This is a genomic window from Chryseobacterium gregarium DSM 19109, from assembly GCF_000430845.1.
Classification (GTDB): Bacteria; Bacteroidota; Bacteroidia; order Flavobacteriales; family Weeksellaceae; genus Chryseobacterium; species Chryseobacterium gregarium.
The window spans coordinates 294,801-311,448 of sequence record NZ_AUMU01000003.1; the positions used below are offsets into that span (position 1 = coordinate 294,801).

At 40.7% G+C, this 16,648-nt stretch carries 11 protein-coding genes; all 11 read left to right on the forward strand.

What is annotated here, in order from left to right; all coding sequences use genetic code 11:
* Window positions 1-218: 218 nt before the first annotated feature.
* The 11 genes from H561_RS0106450 (at window position 219) to H561_RS0106500 (ending at window position 16,575) form a co-directional block, all read left to right on the forward strand.
* Window positions 219-3,236: a SusC/RagA family TonB-linked outer membrane protein gene (locus tag H561_RS0106450; RefSeq protein WP_027386263.1), complete on the forward strand. Its 3,018-nt coding sequence runs from the start codon at window positions 219-221 to the stop codon at window positions 3,234-3,236.
* A gap of 11 nt (window positions 3,237-3,247) precedes the next feature.
* Complete coding sequence (locus H561_RS0106455; protein ID WP_027386264.1) at window positions 3,248-5,071, forward strand: RagB/SusD family nutrient uptake outer membrane protein; 1,824 nt, start codon at window positions 3,248-3,250, stop codon at window positions 5,069-5,071.
* Between the two features lie 90 nt (window positions 5,072-5,161).
* Window positions 5,162-6,184, forward strand: a complete 1,023-nt coding sequence (locus H561_RS0106460) for a pectinesterase family protein (protein WP_034761490.1) — start codon at window positions 5,162-5,164, stop codon at window positions 6,182-6,184.
* Between the two features lie 38 nt (window positions 6,185-6,222).
* Window positions 6,223-7,638 (forward strand): pectate lyase family protein, encoded by a 1,416-nt coding sequence (locus H561_RS0106465; RefSeq protein WP_027386266.1) that lies wholly within the window; start codon window positions 6,223-6,225, stop codon window positions 7,636-7,638.
* 38 nt (window positions 7,639-7,676) lie between these two features.
* A complete protein-coding gene (locus H561_RS0106470; protein WP_228372228.1) occupies window positions 7,677-8,678 on the forward strand; it encodes a DUF4861 family protein in 1,002 nt (333 codons plus the stop codon).
* Between the two features lie 11 nt (window positions 8,679-8,689).
* Window positions 8,690-9,949 carry a glycoside hydrolase family 88/105 protein gene (locus tag H561_RS0106475; RefSeq protein ID WP_027386268.1) on the forward strand — a complete coding sequence of 420 codons (1,260 nt, stop codon included), beginning with the start codon at window positions 8,690-8,692 and terminating at the stop codon, window positions 9,947-9,949.
* Window positions 9,950-10,181: 232 nt separating this feature from the next.
* Window positions 10,182-11,822, forward strand: coding sequence for a glycoside hydrolase family 43 protein (locus H561_RS0106480; protein ID WP_027386269.1), 1,641 nt, complete (start codon window positions 10,182-10,184; stop codon window positions 11,820-11,822).
* Between the two features lie 147 nt (window positions 11,823-11,969).
* Window positions 11,970-12,815 carry a rhamnogalacturonan acetylesterase gene (locus H561_RS0106485; RefSeq protein WP_027386270.1) on the forward strand — a complete coding sequence of 282 codons (846 nt, stop codon included), beginning with the start codon at window positions 11,970-11,972 and terminating at the stop codon, window positions 12,813-12,815.
* Between the two features lies 1 nt (window position 12,816).
* A complete protein-coding gene (locus H561_RS0106490; RefSeq protein ID WP_027386271.1) occupies window positions 12,817-14,484 on the forward strand; it encodes a glycoside hydrolase family 28 protein in 1,668 nt (555 codons plus the stop codon).
* Between the two features lie 15 nt (window positions 14,485-14,499).
* The gene (locus H561_RS0106495; protein WP_027386272.1) at window positions 14,500-15,411 is read left to right on the forward strand and encodes an alpha/beta hydrolase; all 912 of its coding nucleotides are present in this window, start codon (window positions 14,500-14,502) and stop codon (window positions 15,409-15,411) included.
* A gap of 186 nt (window positions 15,412-15,597) precedes the next feature.
* Window positions 15,598-16,575: a pectinesterase family protein gene (locus tag H561_RS0106500; RefSeq protein ID WP_034761493.1), complete on the forward strand. Its 978-nt coding sequence runs from the start codon at window positions 15,598-15,600 to the stop codon at window positions 16,573-16,575.
* Window positions 16,576-16,648: the final 73 nt, after the last annotated feature.

Consider the following 16,648-nt stretch of genomic DNA (forward strand, 5'->3'; position numbering starts at 1 on the left):
ATGAAAAAATAACATTTTTTTCTTTGCATATTGTAAAATAATATTAGTTTAGGAGGCATAATATTTACTGTGAAACATTACGCAATCGATTGCACTCTATGCGTGATTATTTTCCTGAAAATAAATACTACTAAAAAACAGCAGCATACTTAAAAAATCCACAACGAACAGAGATTGAAAAATCTTCAACCAAAAATTAAAACTATAAGGATACTTAAATGGATAAAAAAGTACATTCAATAAAATGGTTATATCTAACTGTTTTTCTACTTCCTGTCCTTGCCATGGCTCAAGAGAAAGGAACAAAGAAAGAAAAGGAAACCCAGATCGACGAAGTAGTTTTGGTAGGCTACACCAAGGTTTCTAAAAAAGATGTGACCAATGCCGTTTCTTCGGTGAAGGCGGAGGCAATTAAGGATATGCCGTCTACCAATGCGGCCGAAGCCATTCAGGGAAGAATGGCAGGGGTAAAAGTAGCATTAAGTGAAGGTGCCCCGGGCGCTGACGTAGATATCATCGTCAGGGGAGGAAACTCCATTACGGGGAGCAATGCACCGCTCTACATTGTAGACGGCATTCAGATGGATAATGCCCTGACGATTCTGTCACCGAAAGAAATCGAATCGATCGAAGTACTGAAAGATGCTTCTTCTACCAGCATCTTCGGAGCGAGAGGGGCCAACGGGGTGGTTTTGATTACCACTAAAGGAGGCCGTAAAAGAGCTAAAACATCCATTAATTACAATGGGTTTTTAGGCGTAAGAAAAATCCAGAATACGATTGATGTATTAGATCCGTATCAATATGTACTGTATCAGTATGAAGTGTACAACAAAGGAGGTGTACAAACTGATATTGATGCTTTTGTTACAAGATATGGCCCGTACGATCAGTTGGCAACGAAATACAGAGACATCAAGAAAAGAGACTGGCAGGATGAAGTTTTCGGCAGGGAAGCCTTCAACTTTACCCACAACGTTTCCGTTACCGGAGGATCTGACAATTCATCTTTTTCCTTATCACTAAACAATGTAAAGGAAGACGGGATTATGATCGGTTCCGGATTTAAAAGAAATATGGCCAACTTCAAATACGATTATGATCTTTCCAAGAAAGTAAGCATGACTTTGAATGCCAGATACAGCAGGCAGACGATCTTCGGAGCAGGGACCTCTTCTACCGGTTCCCAGAGTAACAACAGGCTGAGAAATGCAGTAAGGTACCAGCCTTTCGAAGGAGGTCCGGCTTCAAATATAGATGACTTCGACCCATTGTTTGCCAATGAAACCAATCTGGTAAACCCTATCCTTTTAGCGAATAACGAGGTGAGAGAAAACGGTAGAAACGATTTGCTCCTTAACGGAATCCTGGAATATAAAATCAGTAAAGACTTTACCTTCAGAAGTGTCATCGGATATGTACAGAGAGATGAAGAAATCAATCAGTTTTCAGGAACGATCACCAGCCTTGCAAGACAGAATAATGACCAGCCTGTCGTTTTCCTGAGCAAAACACAGTCTAGAAGAATCACCAATACCAATACCTTAAATTTCAGAAAGACACTGGGAAACCATAAATTAGATTTACTGGCAGGACAGGAAACGGTGAAAACAGATGCCGAGAGCTTAACAATGAATATCAAATGGCTTCCAAGATCAATAACTCCCCAGGAGGCGTTTGCCAACATCCAGTCGGTTAACGCACCATCAGGACTGGTTCAGGATGCTCCGCGAACCAACGTTTTACCAGACCGGATCGTATCATTTTTCGGGAGGGCCAATTATATCTATAAAAATAAATATATTGTAACCGCATCCATGAGAGTGGACGGATCCAGTGTATTCGGGCCCGGAAACAGATGGGGATATTTCCCTGCCGCTTCCGTAGCATGGAAAATCGGCGAAGAAAATTTCTTAAAAGACAGCAAAACGGTCAGTGACCTGAAGCTCCGTGCAGGATACGGTTTATCCGGAAACAACAGAATTCAGGCTTTTCTGTACAATACATTCTATACCACGTCATCTGATTACGGATATGCCTTCGGAAGTAATGTAACACCAGGTGCTACAACCGGAAATATTATGTCAAATCCAGCTGTAAAATGGGAATCGGCTTCTTCTAAAAATATCGGTTTGGATTTTGGTTTATTTAAAGGAAGAATATATGGCACGCTTGATCTCTATCAGACCGATACCAATGATTTATTGCTTTTGGCAAAAATCCCTCAGACTACCGGTTATGAATTCCAATTTCAAAATTCAGGAAGCACCACCAATAAAGGGATTGAATTCTCTGTAGGGGGCACCATCATCAATAAAGAGAACTTTAACTGGAAGATGGATGCGAATATATCCTCAAACAGAAACATTATCAAAAGTTTAGGAGCCAGCGGATCTGCAAGTGCTAATTTTTACTTTTATCCTTCAGGCTGGCAGAATAATTTAAATGACTTCCTGGTACAGGTAGGCAAACCGGTGGGTACGTACTGGGGCTATGTAACGGCCGGAAGATATGAGATCAGTGATTTCGATTATAATGCCACAACCCAGATATATACCCTTAAAGCTGGTGTACCGAATGCGTCAGCCGCTGCCAATGGGGCAAAGCCTATACAGCCGGGAGACCTTAAACTTCAGGACCTGAACGGCGACGGTGTTATCGACAATAATGACATGACCGATCTGGGAAGCGCTCAGCCTAAAGCCTACGGTGGTTTCAGCCAGACTTTCCGGTATAAAAACTGGGATATGAGCATGATGTTCAATTTCTCGATCGGGAATAAAGTATACAACGCCAACAAGATTGAATACTCCACCCAGTATTTATATCGGGACAACAACATGCTGGCTGAAGTGGCTGACCGATGGAAATGGTTTAACGATGCCGGGGAAAAAGTAAATGACCCGACAGCCTTAGCTGCATTAAATGCCAATACTACCGGATGGACTCCTCCGGCAGGTGCCTATTTCCTGCATTCTTATGCGATTGAGGACGGATCTTTCCTGAGATTAAACAACATTACGTTGGGATATTCCTTAGGGAAAGAATTTACCAAGCAGTTAGGCCTTTCAAATTTCAGGCTGTATTTTACCATGAACAACGTATTTACCATAACAGGATATTCCGGATATGACCCTGAAGCAAATACCAGAAGGAATCCTTTAACGCCCGGTGTAGATTATGCCGCATACCCACGCAGCCGGTTTATTTTATCCGGAGTTGATATCACTTTTTAAATTCTACTATTATGAAGAAAAATAAATTTTTAGCTATTCTATTTTCCGTTATCGGGCTGATATCTTTAAATTCATGTGAAGAATATCTGGATGTAGAAAGTTTATCCAATACCGCTGAGCAACAGCAATTCGACTCCGCATCCGATACGTTTTCAGCACTGGTGGGAGTTTACAACGCTACGATGGGTGACAACACCTACGGCCAGAGAATGAACCTGATCCTTACACAGTCCGGGGACGACTTCAGAACTTCCGGGGATTATAATGCCAATGACAGAAGAGGAATCAGCTGCTTCGGCGCGATACCTACCAATACAGAACTGATAAGACCGTTCTTAGATACCTATGCAGGGATTGAAAGAGCCAATCTTGTGATCAAGAACATTCCGCTTTCCCAAGTATACCAGACAGGTTCTGCAGCAGACAAAAAATTAATGGACCGTTATCTGGGGGAAGCTTTAACCCTGAGAGCCCATTTTTATTATGACCTGATTAAAAACTGGGGCGATGTCCCGTTTCAGGACATTCCGTCCGCAGACCTTCCTGATTTGTATCTTGCAAAAACGGACAGGGATATCATCTATGATAAAATTCTTGATGATTTATTAAAAGCAGAAAACCTTGTACCCTGGAGATCTGAAGGCGGAACGACCGCCCAAAGAATTTCAAAAGGCGCTGTAAAAGGTTTAAGAGCAAGGATCGCTTTATCAAGAGCAGGATATTCTTTAAGAAGAAACCCGCAGCAGATGTTACAGGGTTCCAATCCGCAGAAATATTATCAGATCGCTTACGATGAGTGCAAAGACATCATGACTTCCGGGCAGCACCAGCTGAACCCTAGCTATGAAGGATTATTCAGATCACTGCATACCAATACCCAGGATGCTACGAATGAAGTAATTTATGCCATCGGCGCCTTCGGAGGGAACTCAAGAACAGACAGTAAAATCGGGTATTACAACGGGGTGAGACATGATGATACCGACTGGAAATCTTCCGGCGGAATCAGTGCCATTCCTGTCTATTTCTATGAGTTTACCAAATATGATGTAAGAAGAGACGTAAATATCGCCATCTTCAGGGTGAACACCACAAAACAGGAAGAACTTCAGACCTCTATCAACTGGAATGACGGGAAATTCAGAAAATCCTGGTCATCGATTACCGGAACTTCACAGAACCTAGGAATCGACTGGCCATTGTTAAGATATTCTGATATCCTGTTGATGTTTGCCGAAGCCGATAACGAATTAAACAGCGGACCGTCTGCACAGGCAGTAAATGCCGTGTTGTCCGTAAGACAGAGAGCATATGCAGGAAACCTGGGCGAGGTGGGAACCATCCCTACAGATAAAACAGGATTCTTCAACTTTTTGGTAAAGGAAAGACAGCTGGAATTTGGCGGCGAAGGACTGAGAAAATATGACCTGATCCGTTGGAATCTTTTGGAAACCAAAATTAACGAAACAAAAACCAAGCTTACCCAGTTCATGAACGGTACCGGTGCTTATGCCAACGTTCCGGAATACATTTTCTATAAAAAAGTAGCGTATACGCCTACCAAAACAGCTCAGCAAAACGTTACGGATATCGATTTCTATACTGCAGCAGGCGTTGCAAAAACAGATATTTTCTACAGCCCTAACCAAAGTGTGGCAACGCCATCCGGATATACGAAGGTTAACTGGAGACTGGCGATGACGCAGCCCTACATCAGTGGAGATCCCGTAAAGAGTTATGCATATTATTTCCAGCCCAACAGGAAAGAACTGCTTCCGCTGGCTTTAGACGTTGTTAATTCCAACTATAATCTTACCCAGGATTACGGGTACTAGATAAAAATTACATTCATATTTATTTTAAGAAAATACAGGCTTTTCCTCTTTAAAAAGGATAAGTCTGTATTTTAACTAAAAAATCTTTCAATGAAAGCTTCCGGTTATATTAAAATTTTTAAAGTTATTTCAGCTTTTTCGATCGTGCTCATCAGCCCTCTTTCTTTTAAAACCAATGAGAAATTAATCGTGGTTTCAAAAGACGGAAAAAGCAATTTTACCACAGTACAGCAGGCCATCGATGCCGTTGAAAACGCTTCTTCCGCAAGAACGAAAATTTTTATCAAAGCAGGAATATATAAAGAGAAGATTATCATTCCCGAAACAAAAAGAGCCATTTTCCTGGAAGGAGAAGATCCTGAACACACCATCATTACTTACGATGATTTTGCTTCAAAAAAGAATCAGGAAGGCAAAGAAATCGGCACAACGGGTTCTTCAACCATTTTTATTTACTCAAATAATTTTACGGCAAAAAATATTTCATTTGAAAACAGTTCGGGAAGAGTCGGACAGGCCGTTGCGGTGCTGACTTCGGGCGACAGAATTTCTTTTGAAAACTGCAGGTTCCTGGGACATCAGGATACTTTATATTTAAAAGGTGTTCAGGATTCGCCGGATAAAACAAAACCTTCAAGGAATTATTTTAACAACTGCTACATCGAAGGCACCACCGATTATATTTTCGGAGCCGGAACAGCCGTTTTTGAAAACTGCACCATTTATTCCAAAGAAACCGCAAGCTATGTTACGGCCGCTTCCACTCCAAAGGAAAACGAATTTGGATTCGTTTTTATCAATTCAAAAATTACCGGAAATGCTAAAGAAAACTCCGTTTATTTAGGAAGACCATGGAGGCCTTTTGCCAAAACGGTGTATATTGACTGCGAAATTAATTCCACTATAAAGCCTGGAGGCTGGCACAACTGGAACAAGCCCGATACGGAAAAGACAACTTTCTATGCAGAATTCAATTCCAAAGGAGCCGGAGCCCATACTTCAGAAAGAGTTTCATGGTCACATCAATTAACCGAAGAAGAAAGAAAAAAATATACAGCAGACAATATTCTGAAAGGAAAAGACAACTGGAACGTAAAAAAGAGTTTAAAATAATCCATAAAAAACTTCAACACCAAAGAAATTTTTCAGGTATGAAAAAGCACTTCACAAATCTACTGACGATAGGGATTTTATGCGGAAGTCCGGCTTGTGCTGAAGCTCAGAATGTCCTGAGTTTTCCCGGCGCGGAAGGCTTTGGAAGATATACGACAGGCGGACGTGGCGGAAAGGTGTATATTATTGATAAACTGACAGACGACGGTTCCCAAGGTACTTTAAGATATGCTTTGGAACAAAAAGGCCCGAGATATATTGTTTTTAATACAGGTGGCACGATTTACTTAGAATCTCCGTTAAAGATAAAAGAAGGCAATGTCACGATTGCCGGGCAGACCGCTCCCGGAGACGGAATTACCGTTGCCAACTACGAAACTTTTGTAGCCGCAGACAATGTGGTGATCCGTTACATGCGGTTCCGGATGGGCGATCAGAAAAAGTTTGAAGGTGATGCGTTCGGAGCCCGTTTTATCAAAAACCTGATTGTTGATCATTGTTCGATGAGCTGGTCGACGGACGAAACCGTTTCGATTTATGTGAATGAAAATACCACCCTTCAGTGGTGCGTGATCGCAGAAAGCCTGAGAAATTCCGTTCATCAGAAAGGTGCTCACGGATACGGCGGAATTGCGGGAGGGAAATTCGCTACATTCCATCATAATATTTATGCGCACCATGACAGCAGAAATCCACGGTTGGGAGAATATGCGGGAAGTAAATTTGCACTGACCGATCTTACCGATTTCAGGAATAATGTCATTTACAATTGGGGACACAATAACATCTACGGCGGAGAAGGAATGAACGTCAATATCGTTAACAATTACTATAAACCCGGTCCTGCAACGATGACCAAACAACGCATCGTGGCCATTGATAAAAATGAAAAACCTGAAACCGAAGTCTACAATATCTGGGGTAAATATTACATCTCCGGAAATGTAATTGAAGGAAATCCGGAAATTACAAAAGACAATTGGACAGAAGGTGTTTTTGCTCAAATGAAATCTTCCTACAACCTGACGGATAAAGATAAAAACTCCATAAAAATCAATCAGCCGCATGATATTCAGAATAATGTAAAGATTCGATCGGCAAAAGAAGCATACGAAAACATTTTACAGATCGGAGGGGCAAGCCTGGTAAGGGATGCTGTTGATGAACATGTATTGAAAGATGTAAAAAACGGGAGCTTCACGTACAAAGGTTCAAAAGGAAGCACCAACGGAATTATTGATTCACAAAATGATGCCGGCGGATTTCCGGCATTGAACCAAGGCAAGGCATTACCCGATTCAGACAACGACGGAATGCCGGATGAATGGGAAATTAAGCATCAGTTAAACCCAAAATCAGCTGATGCCAACGGACGGGATTTAGATAAAAATTATGATAATATTGAAGTTTATTTTAATGATATTATTAAAAAAATAACCGAAAGACAATTCTGATAACTATGGAAATTCTTAATTCTACTATCTCATAAAGTATGATGAAATTCACTGTATTGAAAACAGCATTTGCAGGAGCACTTTTGAGTTCAACATTATATTGGGCACAGGCTTCTGTGATTGAAAAAATTAAGAAAAACCCCAAAGCTCCCTTTTCCTACGCGGAACTTTCCGTAAAGGAAGGCGGAAAATGGGAAGGCAACAAATACATCGGCGGGACATTTAAGAACATTCAGGAACTTGCCATTACGGCTTCGCACACCGACCACTCTTCTTACATCAGGTATGAAGGTGTCGGACTGGAAAACAACCAAATCGGCTACAGATTGTATCTGGACTGGAGAAATGCAACGGATATTTTCGGTAAGAAAGTTAATACTTTGGTTTTACCCGAAGTCGGACAGGACGGTTTTGAGTCTTACCATCATGACGCGCCCTGGGGGCAGGATATCCTGAAATCCGGACGCACCATCGGCATCGGTTCTTACGGAAGGTATGACGAGCAGAATGACTTTGTTGAGACCTTTAAAATCGTAAAAAGAACCTCCGTAAAAGTAGTTAAAGAAAAAGACCAGTCTTACGCTGCAATCGATTACATAGGCTGGAAAACCTGGGGCAATCCAATCGATCTGCAGTCTAAACTGACGATTTTCAATAAAGACCGTTTTGTGAAAGTAGATTTAAACCTGAGCAATACTATTTCTGGATTATGCACTGGAATTGTTGCCATTAAAAATATTCCGTTAAAACAGGGAATCAGCAAAAATAAAAAATGGGCGTATATAGCGACGTACGGCCAGCAGACATTAGCCAAAAAAGAGGACAACCTGGGAATGGCAGTCTTCTATCCTCTTGAAAACTTTGACAAATACGTACAGACAAAATCTACGCATACCGTAGTGTTTAAAAAGACAAAAACCGTTTCTTATTACTTTTTGGGAGCGTGGTCCCAGGAGCCCAACGGTTTGACGACGGAAGAATCTTTCTATCAGGATTTAGATAAAAAACTGGAAATTTTAGATAAAAATAATCAACTTTAAAATTTAAAACAATGAATATTATTAATCATACCATAAAAGCATATGCAGTGGCCGTTTTAGGTTCAGGAATGTTCTTAGCCTGTGCCCAGACAAAAACCGCAGCCGCCGCAAAATCCGCAACCGAAACTTCAGCATCAGAGAAAATAGTCCCTATTAACCTGAAATGGTCTGAAAGAATGATGCTTTCCGAAATGCAGCGTTTCCCGGAAGCGTGGATGCTTGATTTCAGCAAAAGCCCGAAGTGGACCTATCCTTCAGCCATTGTTCTGGACGGCGCCGAACAGCTTTACATCAAAACCGGTAAAAAAGAATATTACGATTACATCATCGGATTCGGTGAAAAACTGATCAAAGAAGACGGTACCATCCTTACCTACGATCTTTCCAAGTATAATATCGATATGCTGAACAGCGGAAATGTTCTTCTCTATCTGTATGAAAAAGAGAAAAAAGAGAAATACCTGAAAGCGCTCCAAACGTTGCGTTTACAGATCGACGGACAGCCCAGAACCCAGGAAGGATCTTTCTGGCATAAGAAAATATACCCTAATCAGGTCTGGCTGGATGGCTTGTATATGGGAATGCCTTTCTACACCCATTATACAAAGGACTTTACAAAAGGGGCCGATGCTGTAAAAGCGTATGATGATATTGTTTTCCAGTTTGATTCGGTTCAGAAAAATCTTTTAGATAAAAAAACCGGACTGTTGTATCACGCCTGGGATGAAAGTAAAAAAGAAGCCTGGGCCGATAAAGAAACCGGACTTTCACCCAATTTCTGGGGCAGGGCCATGGGCTGGTACGGAATGGCCATGGTAGACGTTCTGGACTATCTGCCTGAAGACCACCCGGGAAGAGCAAGATTAATTTCTTATATCAAATCGTATGCAGATGCTGTCATTAAAGTCCAGGATAAAAAATCCGGTCTTTGGTACCAGGTACTGGATAAGCCTCTGGCCAACGGCAATTATGAAGAAGCCACGGCATCAGCCATGTTTGTGTATACGATGATCAAATCGGTAAACAAAGGATATTTACCGGCATCTTACAAAGCGGCCGCTAAAAAAGGCTACGACGGAATCATTAAAAATTTAATTACCGTTGATGAAAACGGAGTGGTAAACTTAAATAAATGCTGTGCGGTCGCCGGTCTTGGCGGAAAACCTTACAGGGACGGTTCTTATGAATATTATGTAAATGAAGAGATCCGCTCCAACGACGGAAAAGGAACAGGACCGTTTATTCTGGCAAGTTTGGAATTTGAAAAATAAAGAGTAAACACTCTGTCATTCTGAACGGTGTGAAGAATCTCTTTTCATTAAATAGATTTTTCATAACGTCAATGCCAAGATTAATCTTTGCTGAGTATAACGTCTTTGCCTCAATTTATAAATTTATTTATTTGGACCGGCGAAACTTCGTTTTGCGAACTTAAAAACACCATAATTTAAAAAAATCTTTGCGCTCTTTGCGTTAAAATTACAACAGATTAAACATCTGATTATGAGGACAAAAATTTTAAATACAGCAGCCATTACCGCTTTATCGGTTGCTTCACTATATCTTAACGCACAGGAAAAAAACTACGTTTCCGAAGTCTGGACTTCCGATCAGAGAAAAAATTACAGAAACCCTATTCTGTATGCCGATTATTCAGATCCGGACGCCATCCGTGTCGGTGAAGATTATTATATGACGGCTTCAAGTTTCAATGAGGCACCGGGCTTGCCGATTCTTTATTCAAAAGATATGGTAAACTGGAAATTGGTGAATTATGCTCTTCCGGATGTTCTTCCAAATGAACATTTCTCCACGCCCAAAAGAGGTGACGGGGTTTGGGCACCGAGCATCAGATTCCATAAAGGCGAATTTTATATTTATTGGGGGGATCCCGATTTCGGAATTTACATGGTGAAAACCAAAGATCCGATGGGAGTCTGGGAAAAGCCTGTTTTGGTCATGGAAGGAAAAGGTTTGATTGATTCCTGTCCGTTTTGGGACGAAGACGGAAAAGCCTATCTGGTTCACGGTTGGGCCGGAAGCCGTGCCGGAGTGAAAAGTATTTTATCCATTAATAAAATGAATCCTGAGGGAACCAAAGTTCTGGATAAAGGCGTTCATGTTTTCGACGGTCATGATGCACATCCCACGGTTGAAGGTCCGAAAATGTATAAAAGAAACGGCTACTATTATATTTTCGCTCCTGCTGGCGGAGTTGCCACAGGTTGGCAATTGGTCTTGAGGTCAAAAAATATTTATGGTCCTTACGAAGAAAAAGTAGTGCTGGAACAGGGTTCAACAAAGATAAACGGACCTCATCAGGGTGCTTGGGTAGATACGTCTTCGGGTGAAGATTGGTTCTACCATTTCCAGGATATTGATGCAGGCGGAAGAGTTGTTCACCTGCAGCCGATGAAATGGGAAAAAGACTGGCCGGTCATCGGAATCGATAACAACAAAAACGGAATCGGGGAGCCGGTTTTAACATACAAAAAGCCAAACGTAGGTCAATCCTATCCTATTGTTACACCTCCGGAAACAGATGAATTTGACGGCGAAAAATTAGGCATTCAATGGCAATGGAGCGCCAACGAAAATATTGTGTGGTCTTCCAAACTTCCCGGACAGAAATTTTTAAGGTTATTTTCAATGAAAGTTCCTGAAGGCGAAAAAAACCTTTGGAACGTCCCGAATGTATTGACCCAGAAATTCCCGGCTCCCAATTTTGCAGCATCCACAAAAGTTAAATTAACACCGGAAGATGCCAAAGAAGGAAAAACTGCAGGACTTTTAGTCATGGGATTAGACCATGAATCCATCGTCATCACCAATAAACCGGACGGGTTTTATCTCCAGTTGAGAAGAGTCGAAAAAGCAGATAAAGGCGGTGAGGAAAAGGTTTTGTTTGAAACAAAATTAAAAGGAAACGAAGCGTATTTAAAAGTAAATGTGAACGAACCCAATGGTTTGTGCCAGTTCAGTTACAGCGAAAACGGAAAAAATTTCACAAAAGCGGGCGATGTTTTCCAGGCAAAACCCGGAAAATGGATTGGTGCCAAAGTGGGCTTATATTCTGTAAGTACACAGAAAGCAAGCCGTGGCGGCTATGCGGATTTTGATTGGTTCAGGATTACTAAAAATTAATTTCGTATAGAAACCTAACAGGTTTTAAAAATCTGTTAGGTTTGTTACAAAGAATAAATATTCCCACAGATTTTCACAGATGATATTACATAAACTTCTCTGTACTCTGCGGGAGAAAAATAAACATTAGGTTTTAAAATAAAATCAATGACAAAAAAAATAGAAAAGATCGTTTCCTTTTTATCCGTTGTTTTGCTGTTGTCTGCATGTCAGTCGCAGAATAATGTCCAAAATGCATCGGCAAAACACAATAAAAAAGTCACGCATATTTACCTTATCGGAGATTCCACGATGGCAGATTACACCGGAGATTACGAGCCCGGAAAAGATTATATGAAAGTCCGCTACCCGATTACAGGTTGGGGACAGGTTTTTCAGCCGTTTTTTGTGAAAGACAGCCTGGCTTCGTTGAAACCTGTGATCAAAACAGATTCTGTTGCCATTATCGACAGAGCGCATGGCGGAAGAAGCACCCGGACTTTTTTCCAGGAAGGAAGATGGCGATATGTCTACGAACATTTGCAGCCAAACGATTATGTCATGATGCAGTTCGGGCATAACGACGGCTCAGAAAAACATACAGAACGGTATGTAAATATTGAAGGATATAAAGAATTTTTACGGTTGTTCGTAACGCAGACAAGACAGAAAGGTGGAAATCCCATCATCCTTACACCGGTTGCCAGAAATTATCCATGGAAAGATGGAAAACTGGAGAATGTACACGGAGAATACGGACAGGCTCCGATTGATATTGCCAAAGAAATGAACGTTCCGTACATCGATTTAAATAAATTGTCCATGGAATATTTTACCAAAAAAGGACAGGATTTCACAACGAATCATTACTTCATGAATTTCCCTGAAAATGTATATGAAGCCTATCCCAAAGGACAAAAAGACAACACCCATTTCCAGCCGGAAGGGGCAAAAGCAGTGGCGTCGATGGTCTATCAGGAATTTAAAAAAATAATTAAAACTCAGCAAAAATAAAATGAAGAAGTCTCTTACAATAATAGGTTTAGCAGCAGCAATGATGTTTTCGGGACAGATGTATGCCCAGAATCTGGATATTTATAAAAATATTGAGTTTAAAATGCCTCAGGTTGCCGAAACTTCTTTTGCCGCCAATACGGTTTCCATTACACAATACGGCGGTGTTGCAGGTGGAAATGTAAAAAATACGGCAGCTTTCAAAAAAGCAATCGATGATCTTTCTAAAAAAGGCGGCGGAAAACTGGTTGTTCCAAGAGGAATGTGGTTGACAGGTCCAATTGAGTTGAAAAGCAACATCAACCTTCACGTAGAAGAAGGGGCTTTTATTGTCTTCAGTAAAGATAAAAATGATTATCCTCTGGTGGATGTCAGCTTTGAAGGGTTAAACACCATCCGCTGCCAGTCGCCGATTTCAGCAAGAAATGCAATCAATATTGCCATCACAGGAAAAGGCGTAATTGATGGAAGCGGTGATGCGTGGAGGGCCATTAAAAAAAGTAAAGTTTCAGAATCTGAATGGAAGGAAATCATAAAATCCGGCGGAATTGTATCGGCCGACGGTAAAAACTGGTATCCTTCAGAAAGCTATAAAAAAGGATTTGAAAGCAGTTCAAACTTCAATGTTCCTGACAAAATTTCTAAGGATGAACTGGCGACAGTAAAAGATTTCCTCCGCCCGGTAATGGTAAGCCTGGTAGGTTGTGATAAAGTATTGCTGGATGGACCGACTTTCCAGAATTCACCGGCCTGGAACCTTCACCCCTTGATGTGTACGAATGTCATTTTAAGGAATCTGACGGTTAGAAATCCATGGTTTTCACAAAACGGTGACGGCGTAGATCTGGAATCCTGTAAAAATGTTTTGATCTACGACAATACGTTTGATGTTGGCGACGATGCGATCTGTATTAAATCAGGAAAAGATAAAGACGGCAGAAACAGAAATATGCCGACAGAAAATGTGATCATCAAAAACAATGTCGTCTATCACGGTCACGGAGGTTTTGTCATTGGGAGCGAAATGTCCGGCGGAGCAAGAAATATCCACGTCTCCGACTGTACTTTTATCGGGACCGATATCGGTCTCCGTTTTAAAACAACCCGCGGAAGAGGCGGAATTGTAGAAAATATTTACATTAAAAATATTGATATGATTAATATTCCGACGCAGGTCATCGGGTTCAATATGTTCTACGAAGGGGCTTCACCGGTTTTGGAAGACGGACAGAAAAAAGAAGGCAACAAAGCTCCTGAAAAAGTATATCCAGTAACCGAAGAAACTCCGGTTTTCAGGAATATTTTCTTTAAAAACATCAATGCGGTTAATTCTTACGAAGCAATCACCCTATTCGGTTTAGTGGAGATGAACCTTAAAAATATCGTGATCGAAGATTCCCGGTTTGATACGAAAAAAGGAATGACCATCGTGGATGCAGACGGAATCCAACTGAAAAATGTAAAGCTGAAATATGCTGAAGGAACGGGAGCAACCGTTTACAACAGTAAAAACATCAATTTGTCAACGGTAAAATTTGAATCTGCAAACAAGCCGTTTGTAAAGGTTTTAGGAAACAAAACGGGATCGGTATTGTTGCCGAAAGAAGTAACGTCTGATAAAAATTCACTTTCTATGGGGACGGATGTTGCTAAAAATGCAGTTAAATAAAAATTCCATAAGCGAATGATTTTTAACAGAAAACGTACTTATATTTCTATTTTTTTTATGGGGACCATGGCATTCGGGCAGGTAAACCGACCGAATGCCACTCCTTATACAAATGAAGCAACGTATGAGAAATTAAAGAAAAAAAATCCTTTTATCACTCCGATAGACCGGCCGGTTCCGCAAAATATTAAGATTGATAAAAATGTTGAATATGCCAATATCAACGGACTCTCTTTAAAAGCCGATGTGTATTATCCTAGCGACCGGTCAAAAAAATATCCGGGCATTGCCATGGTTCACGGCGGTGGCTGGATTTCCGGAAGCAAGGAAAATGAAAAATTCATGGCCATGGAACTGGCTTCAAAAGGCTATGTTGCTATGGCAGTCGGTTACCGGCTGGCTGATGTGGCGAAATATCCTGCAGGCATTGAAGATATTGAAACTGCGGTTAACTGGTTAAGGAAAAACCATGCAACATATTCGCTGGATCAAAAGAAAATAGCTGTTTTGGGTGAGTCTGCGGGAGCACAGATGGCCACTTTGGTCGGTGTGAAGAAAAAGAATAAAATTAAGGCTATTGTTAATGTAGACGGAATTGTTTCGTTTATTCACCCCGAAGCTGAAGAAAGCACCTATGCTGCGTATTGGCTTGATGGCGACAGAACGGTCAATTTAAAAAGCTGGACGGAAGCTTCACCTCTTGAATATGTGGATAAAAATACACCTCCTACCCTTTTTATCAACAGTTCCCAGCCCCGTTTTCATGCCGGCAGAGACGATATGATGAAAAAATTAAAAAGCTATAATATTCAGACAGAGTTTCATGAAATCAAAGATACCCCGCATTCATTCTGGTCGGCAGAACCCTGGTTTACAGAAACATTGAATGATACAGTTGAGTTTTTAGATAAAGTTTTGAAAAAATAAATAATGATTTAAACGCAAAGATTTATAAATAATAATGTTGAAGTTTTAAGGAGGTAAAGAATGTGATAAGTTGATTTTAGGAAGTTGTTGTTATAGCTCCGCGAAGCAAATTTTATTTGCCTTTGCTTTCTAAAATTAGAAATTTCGTAAAATAAATCTTTGCTTCAAAAAATAAGAAATCAGTTTATGAAAAAAATATTTTTAGTTCTCTTCATTTCGATGGCTAATTTACTTCTGGCAGGAAATGATCCTTACATAAAAATTACCGTCGCCAAAGATGGAAGCGGAGATTTTACATCGGTTCAGAAAGCAATCAATTCGGTACGGGATTTAGGTCCGGCGGAAGCCTTGGTTTTTATTAAATCAGGTACGTATAATGAAAAAGTGATTATCCCATCTTCAAAACATAAAATTACGTTAGAAGGTGAAAATAAAGACAAAACCATCATCACCAACAGTGATTTTTCAGGAAAACCGGATGCTTTTAAGGAAAAAATGACGACCTTCAATTCCTACACGGTATTGGTGATGGGCGATGGTATTAAAATCAGCAATCTGACCATTCAAAACGCTTCCTGCAACGAAGGCCAGGCAGTTTCCCTGCATGTGGAAGGTGACCGTTTTGTGATTAAAAACTCGAAGATTCTGGGGTGTCAGGATACCGTTTATGCCGCCACCAATCACAGCAGGCAGTATTTTGAAAACTGCTATATTGAAGGAACAACCGATTTTATTTTCGGACAGGCAACCGTTGTTTTTAAAAACTGTACGATTAAAAGTTTAGCCGATTCCTACATTACCGCAGCGGCAACCGAAGCCGACAGGCCGTATGGTTTTGTCTTTTTTGACTGTAAACTCATTGCCAAAGAAGGCATCACAAAAGTATATTTGGGAAGACCGTGGAGACCTTATGCCAAAACAGTATTCGTCAATACTGAAATGGGAAAACACATCCTTCCCGAAGGCTGGAATCCATGGAAAGGCGACAAAATGTTCCCTGATAAAGAAAAGACCGCTTATTACGCAGAATCCGGAAGCAAAGGGGATGGCGGAAATACGTCAAAACGGGTAAGCTGGTCACATCAACTGACAAAAAAGGAATTGAAAAATTATACAATCGGGAAAATTTTTAATCACTGGAACCCGGATATAAGTAATTGGTAATAAGCAATTATAACCACAATAAAATCGACATAGGAAAATGGAGCGTTAAGAAAATTAGTTCTGTGAACGTTAA

Coding starts and splice junctions, on each gene's coding strand:
- H561_RS0106485 (WP_027386270.1), top strand. CDS start 11,970: ATGACAAAAAAAATAGAAAAGATCGTTTCCTTTTTATCCGTTGTTTTG.
- H561_RS0106480 (WP_027386269.1), top strand. CDS start 10,182: ATGAGGACAAAAATTTTAAATACAGCAGCCATTACCGCTTTATCGGTT.
- H561_RS0106465 (WP_027386266.1), top strand. CDS start 6,223: ATGAAAAAGCACTTCACAAATCTACTGACGATAGGGATTTTATGCGGA.
- H561_RS0106455 (WP_027386264.1), top strand. CDS start 3,248: ATGAAGAAAAATAAATTTTTAGCTATTCTATTTTCCGTTATCGGGCTG.
- H561_RS0106450 (WP_027386263.1), top strand. CDS start 219: ATGGATAAAAAAGTACATTCAATAAAATGGTTATATCTAACTGTTTTT.
- H561_RS0106470 (WP_228372228.1), top strand. CDS start 7,677: ATGATGAAATTCACTGTATTGAAAACAGCATTTGCAGGAGCACTTTTG.
- H561_RS0106475 (WP_027386268.1), top strand. CDS start 8,690: ATGAATATTATTAATCATACCATAAAAGCATATGCAGTGGCCGTTTTA.
- H561_RS0106490 (WP_027386271.1), top strand. CDS start 12,817: ATGAAGAAGTCTCTTACAATAATAGGTTTAGCAGCAGCAATGATGTTT.
- H561_RS0106500 (WP_034761493.1), top strand. CDS start 15,598: ATGAAAAAAATATTTTTAGTTCTCTTCATTTCGATGGCTAATTTACTT.
- H561_RS0106495 (WP_027386272.1), top strand. CDS start 14,500: ATGATTTTTAACAGAAAACGTACTTATATTTCTATTTTTTTTATGGGG.
- H561_RS0106460 (WP_034761490.1), top strand. CDS start 5,162: ATGAAAGCTTCCGGTTATATTAAAATTTTTAAAGTTATTTCAGCTTTT.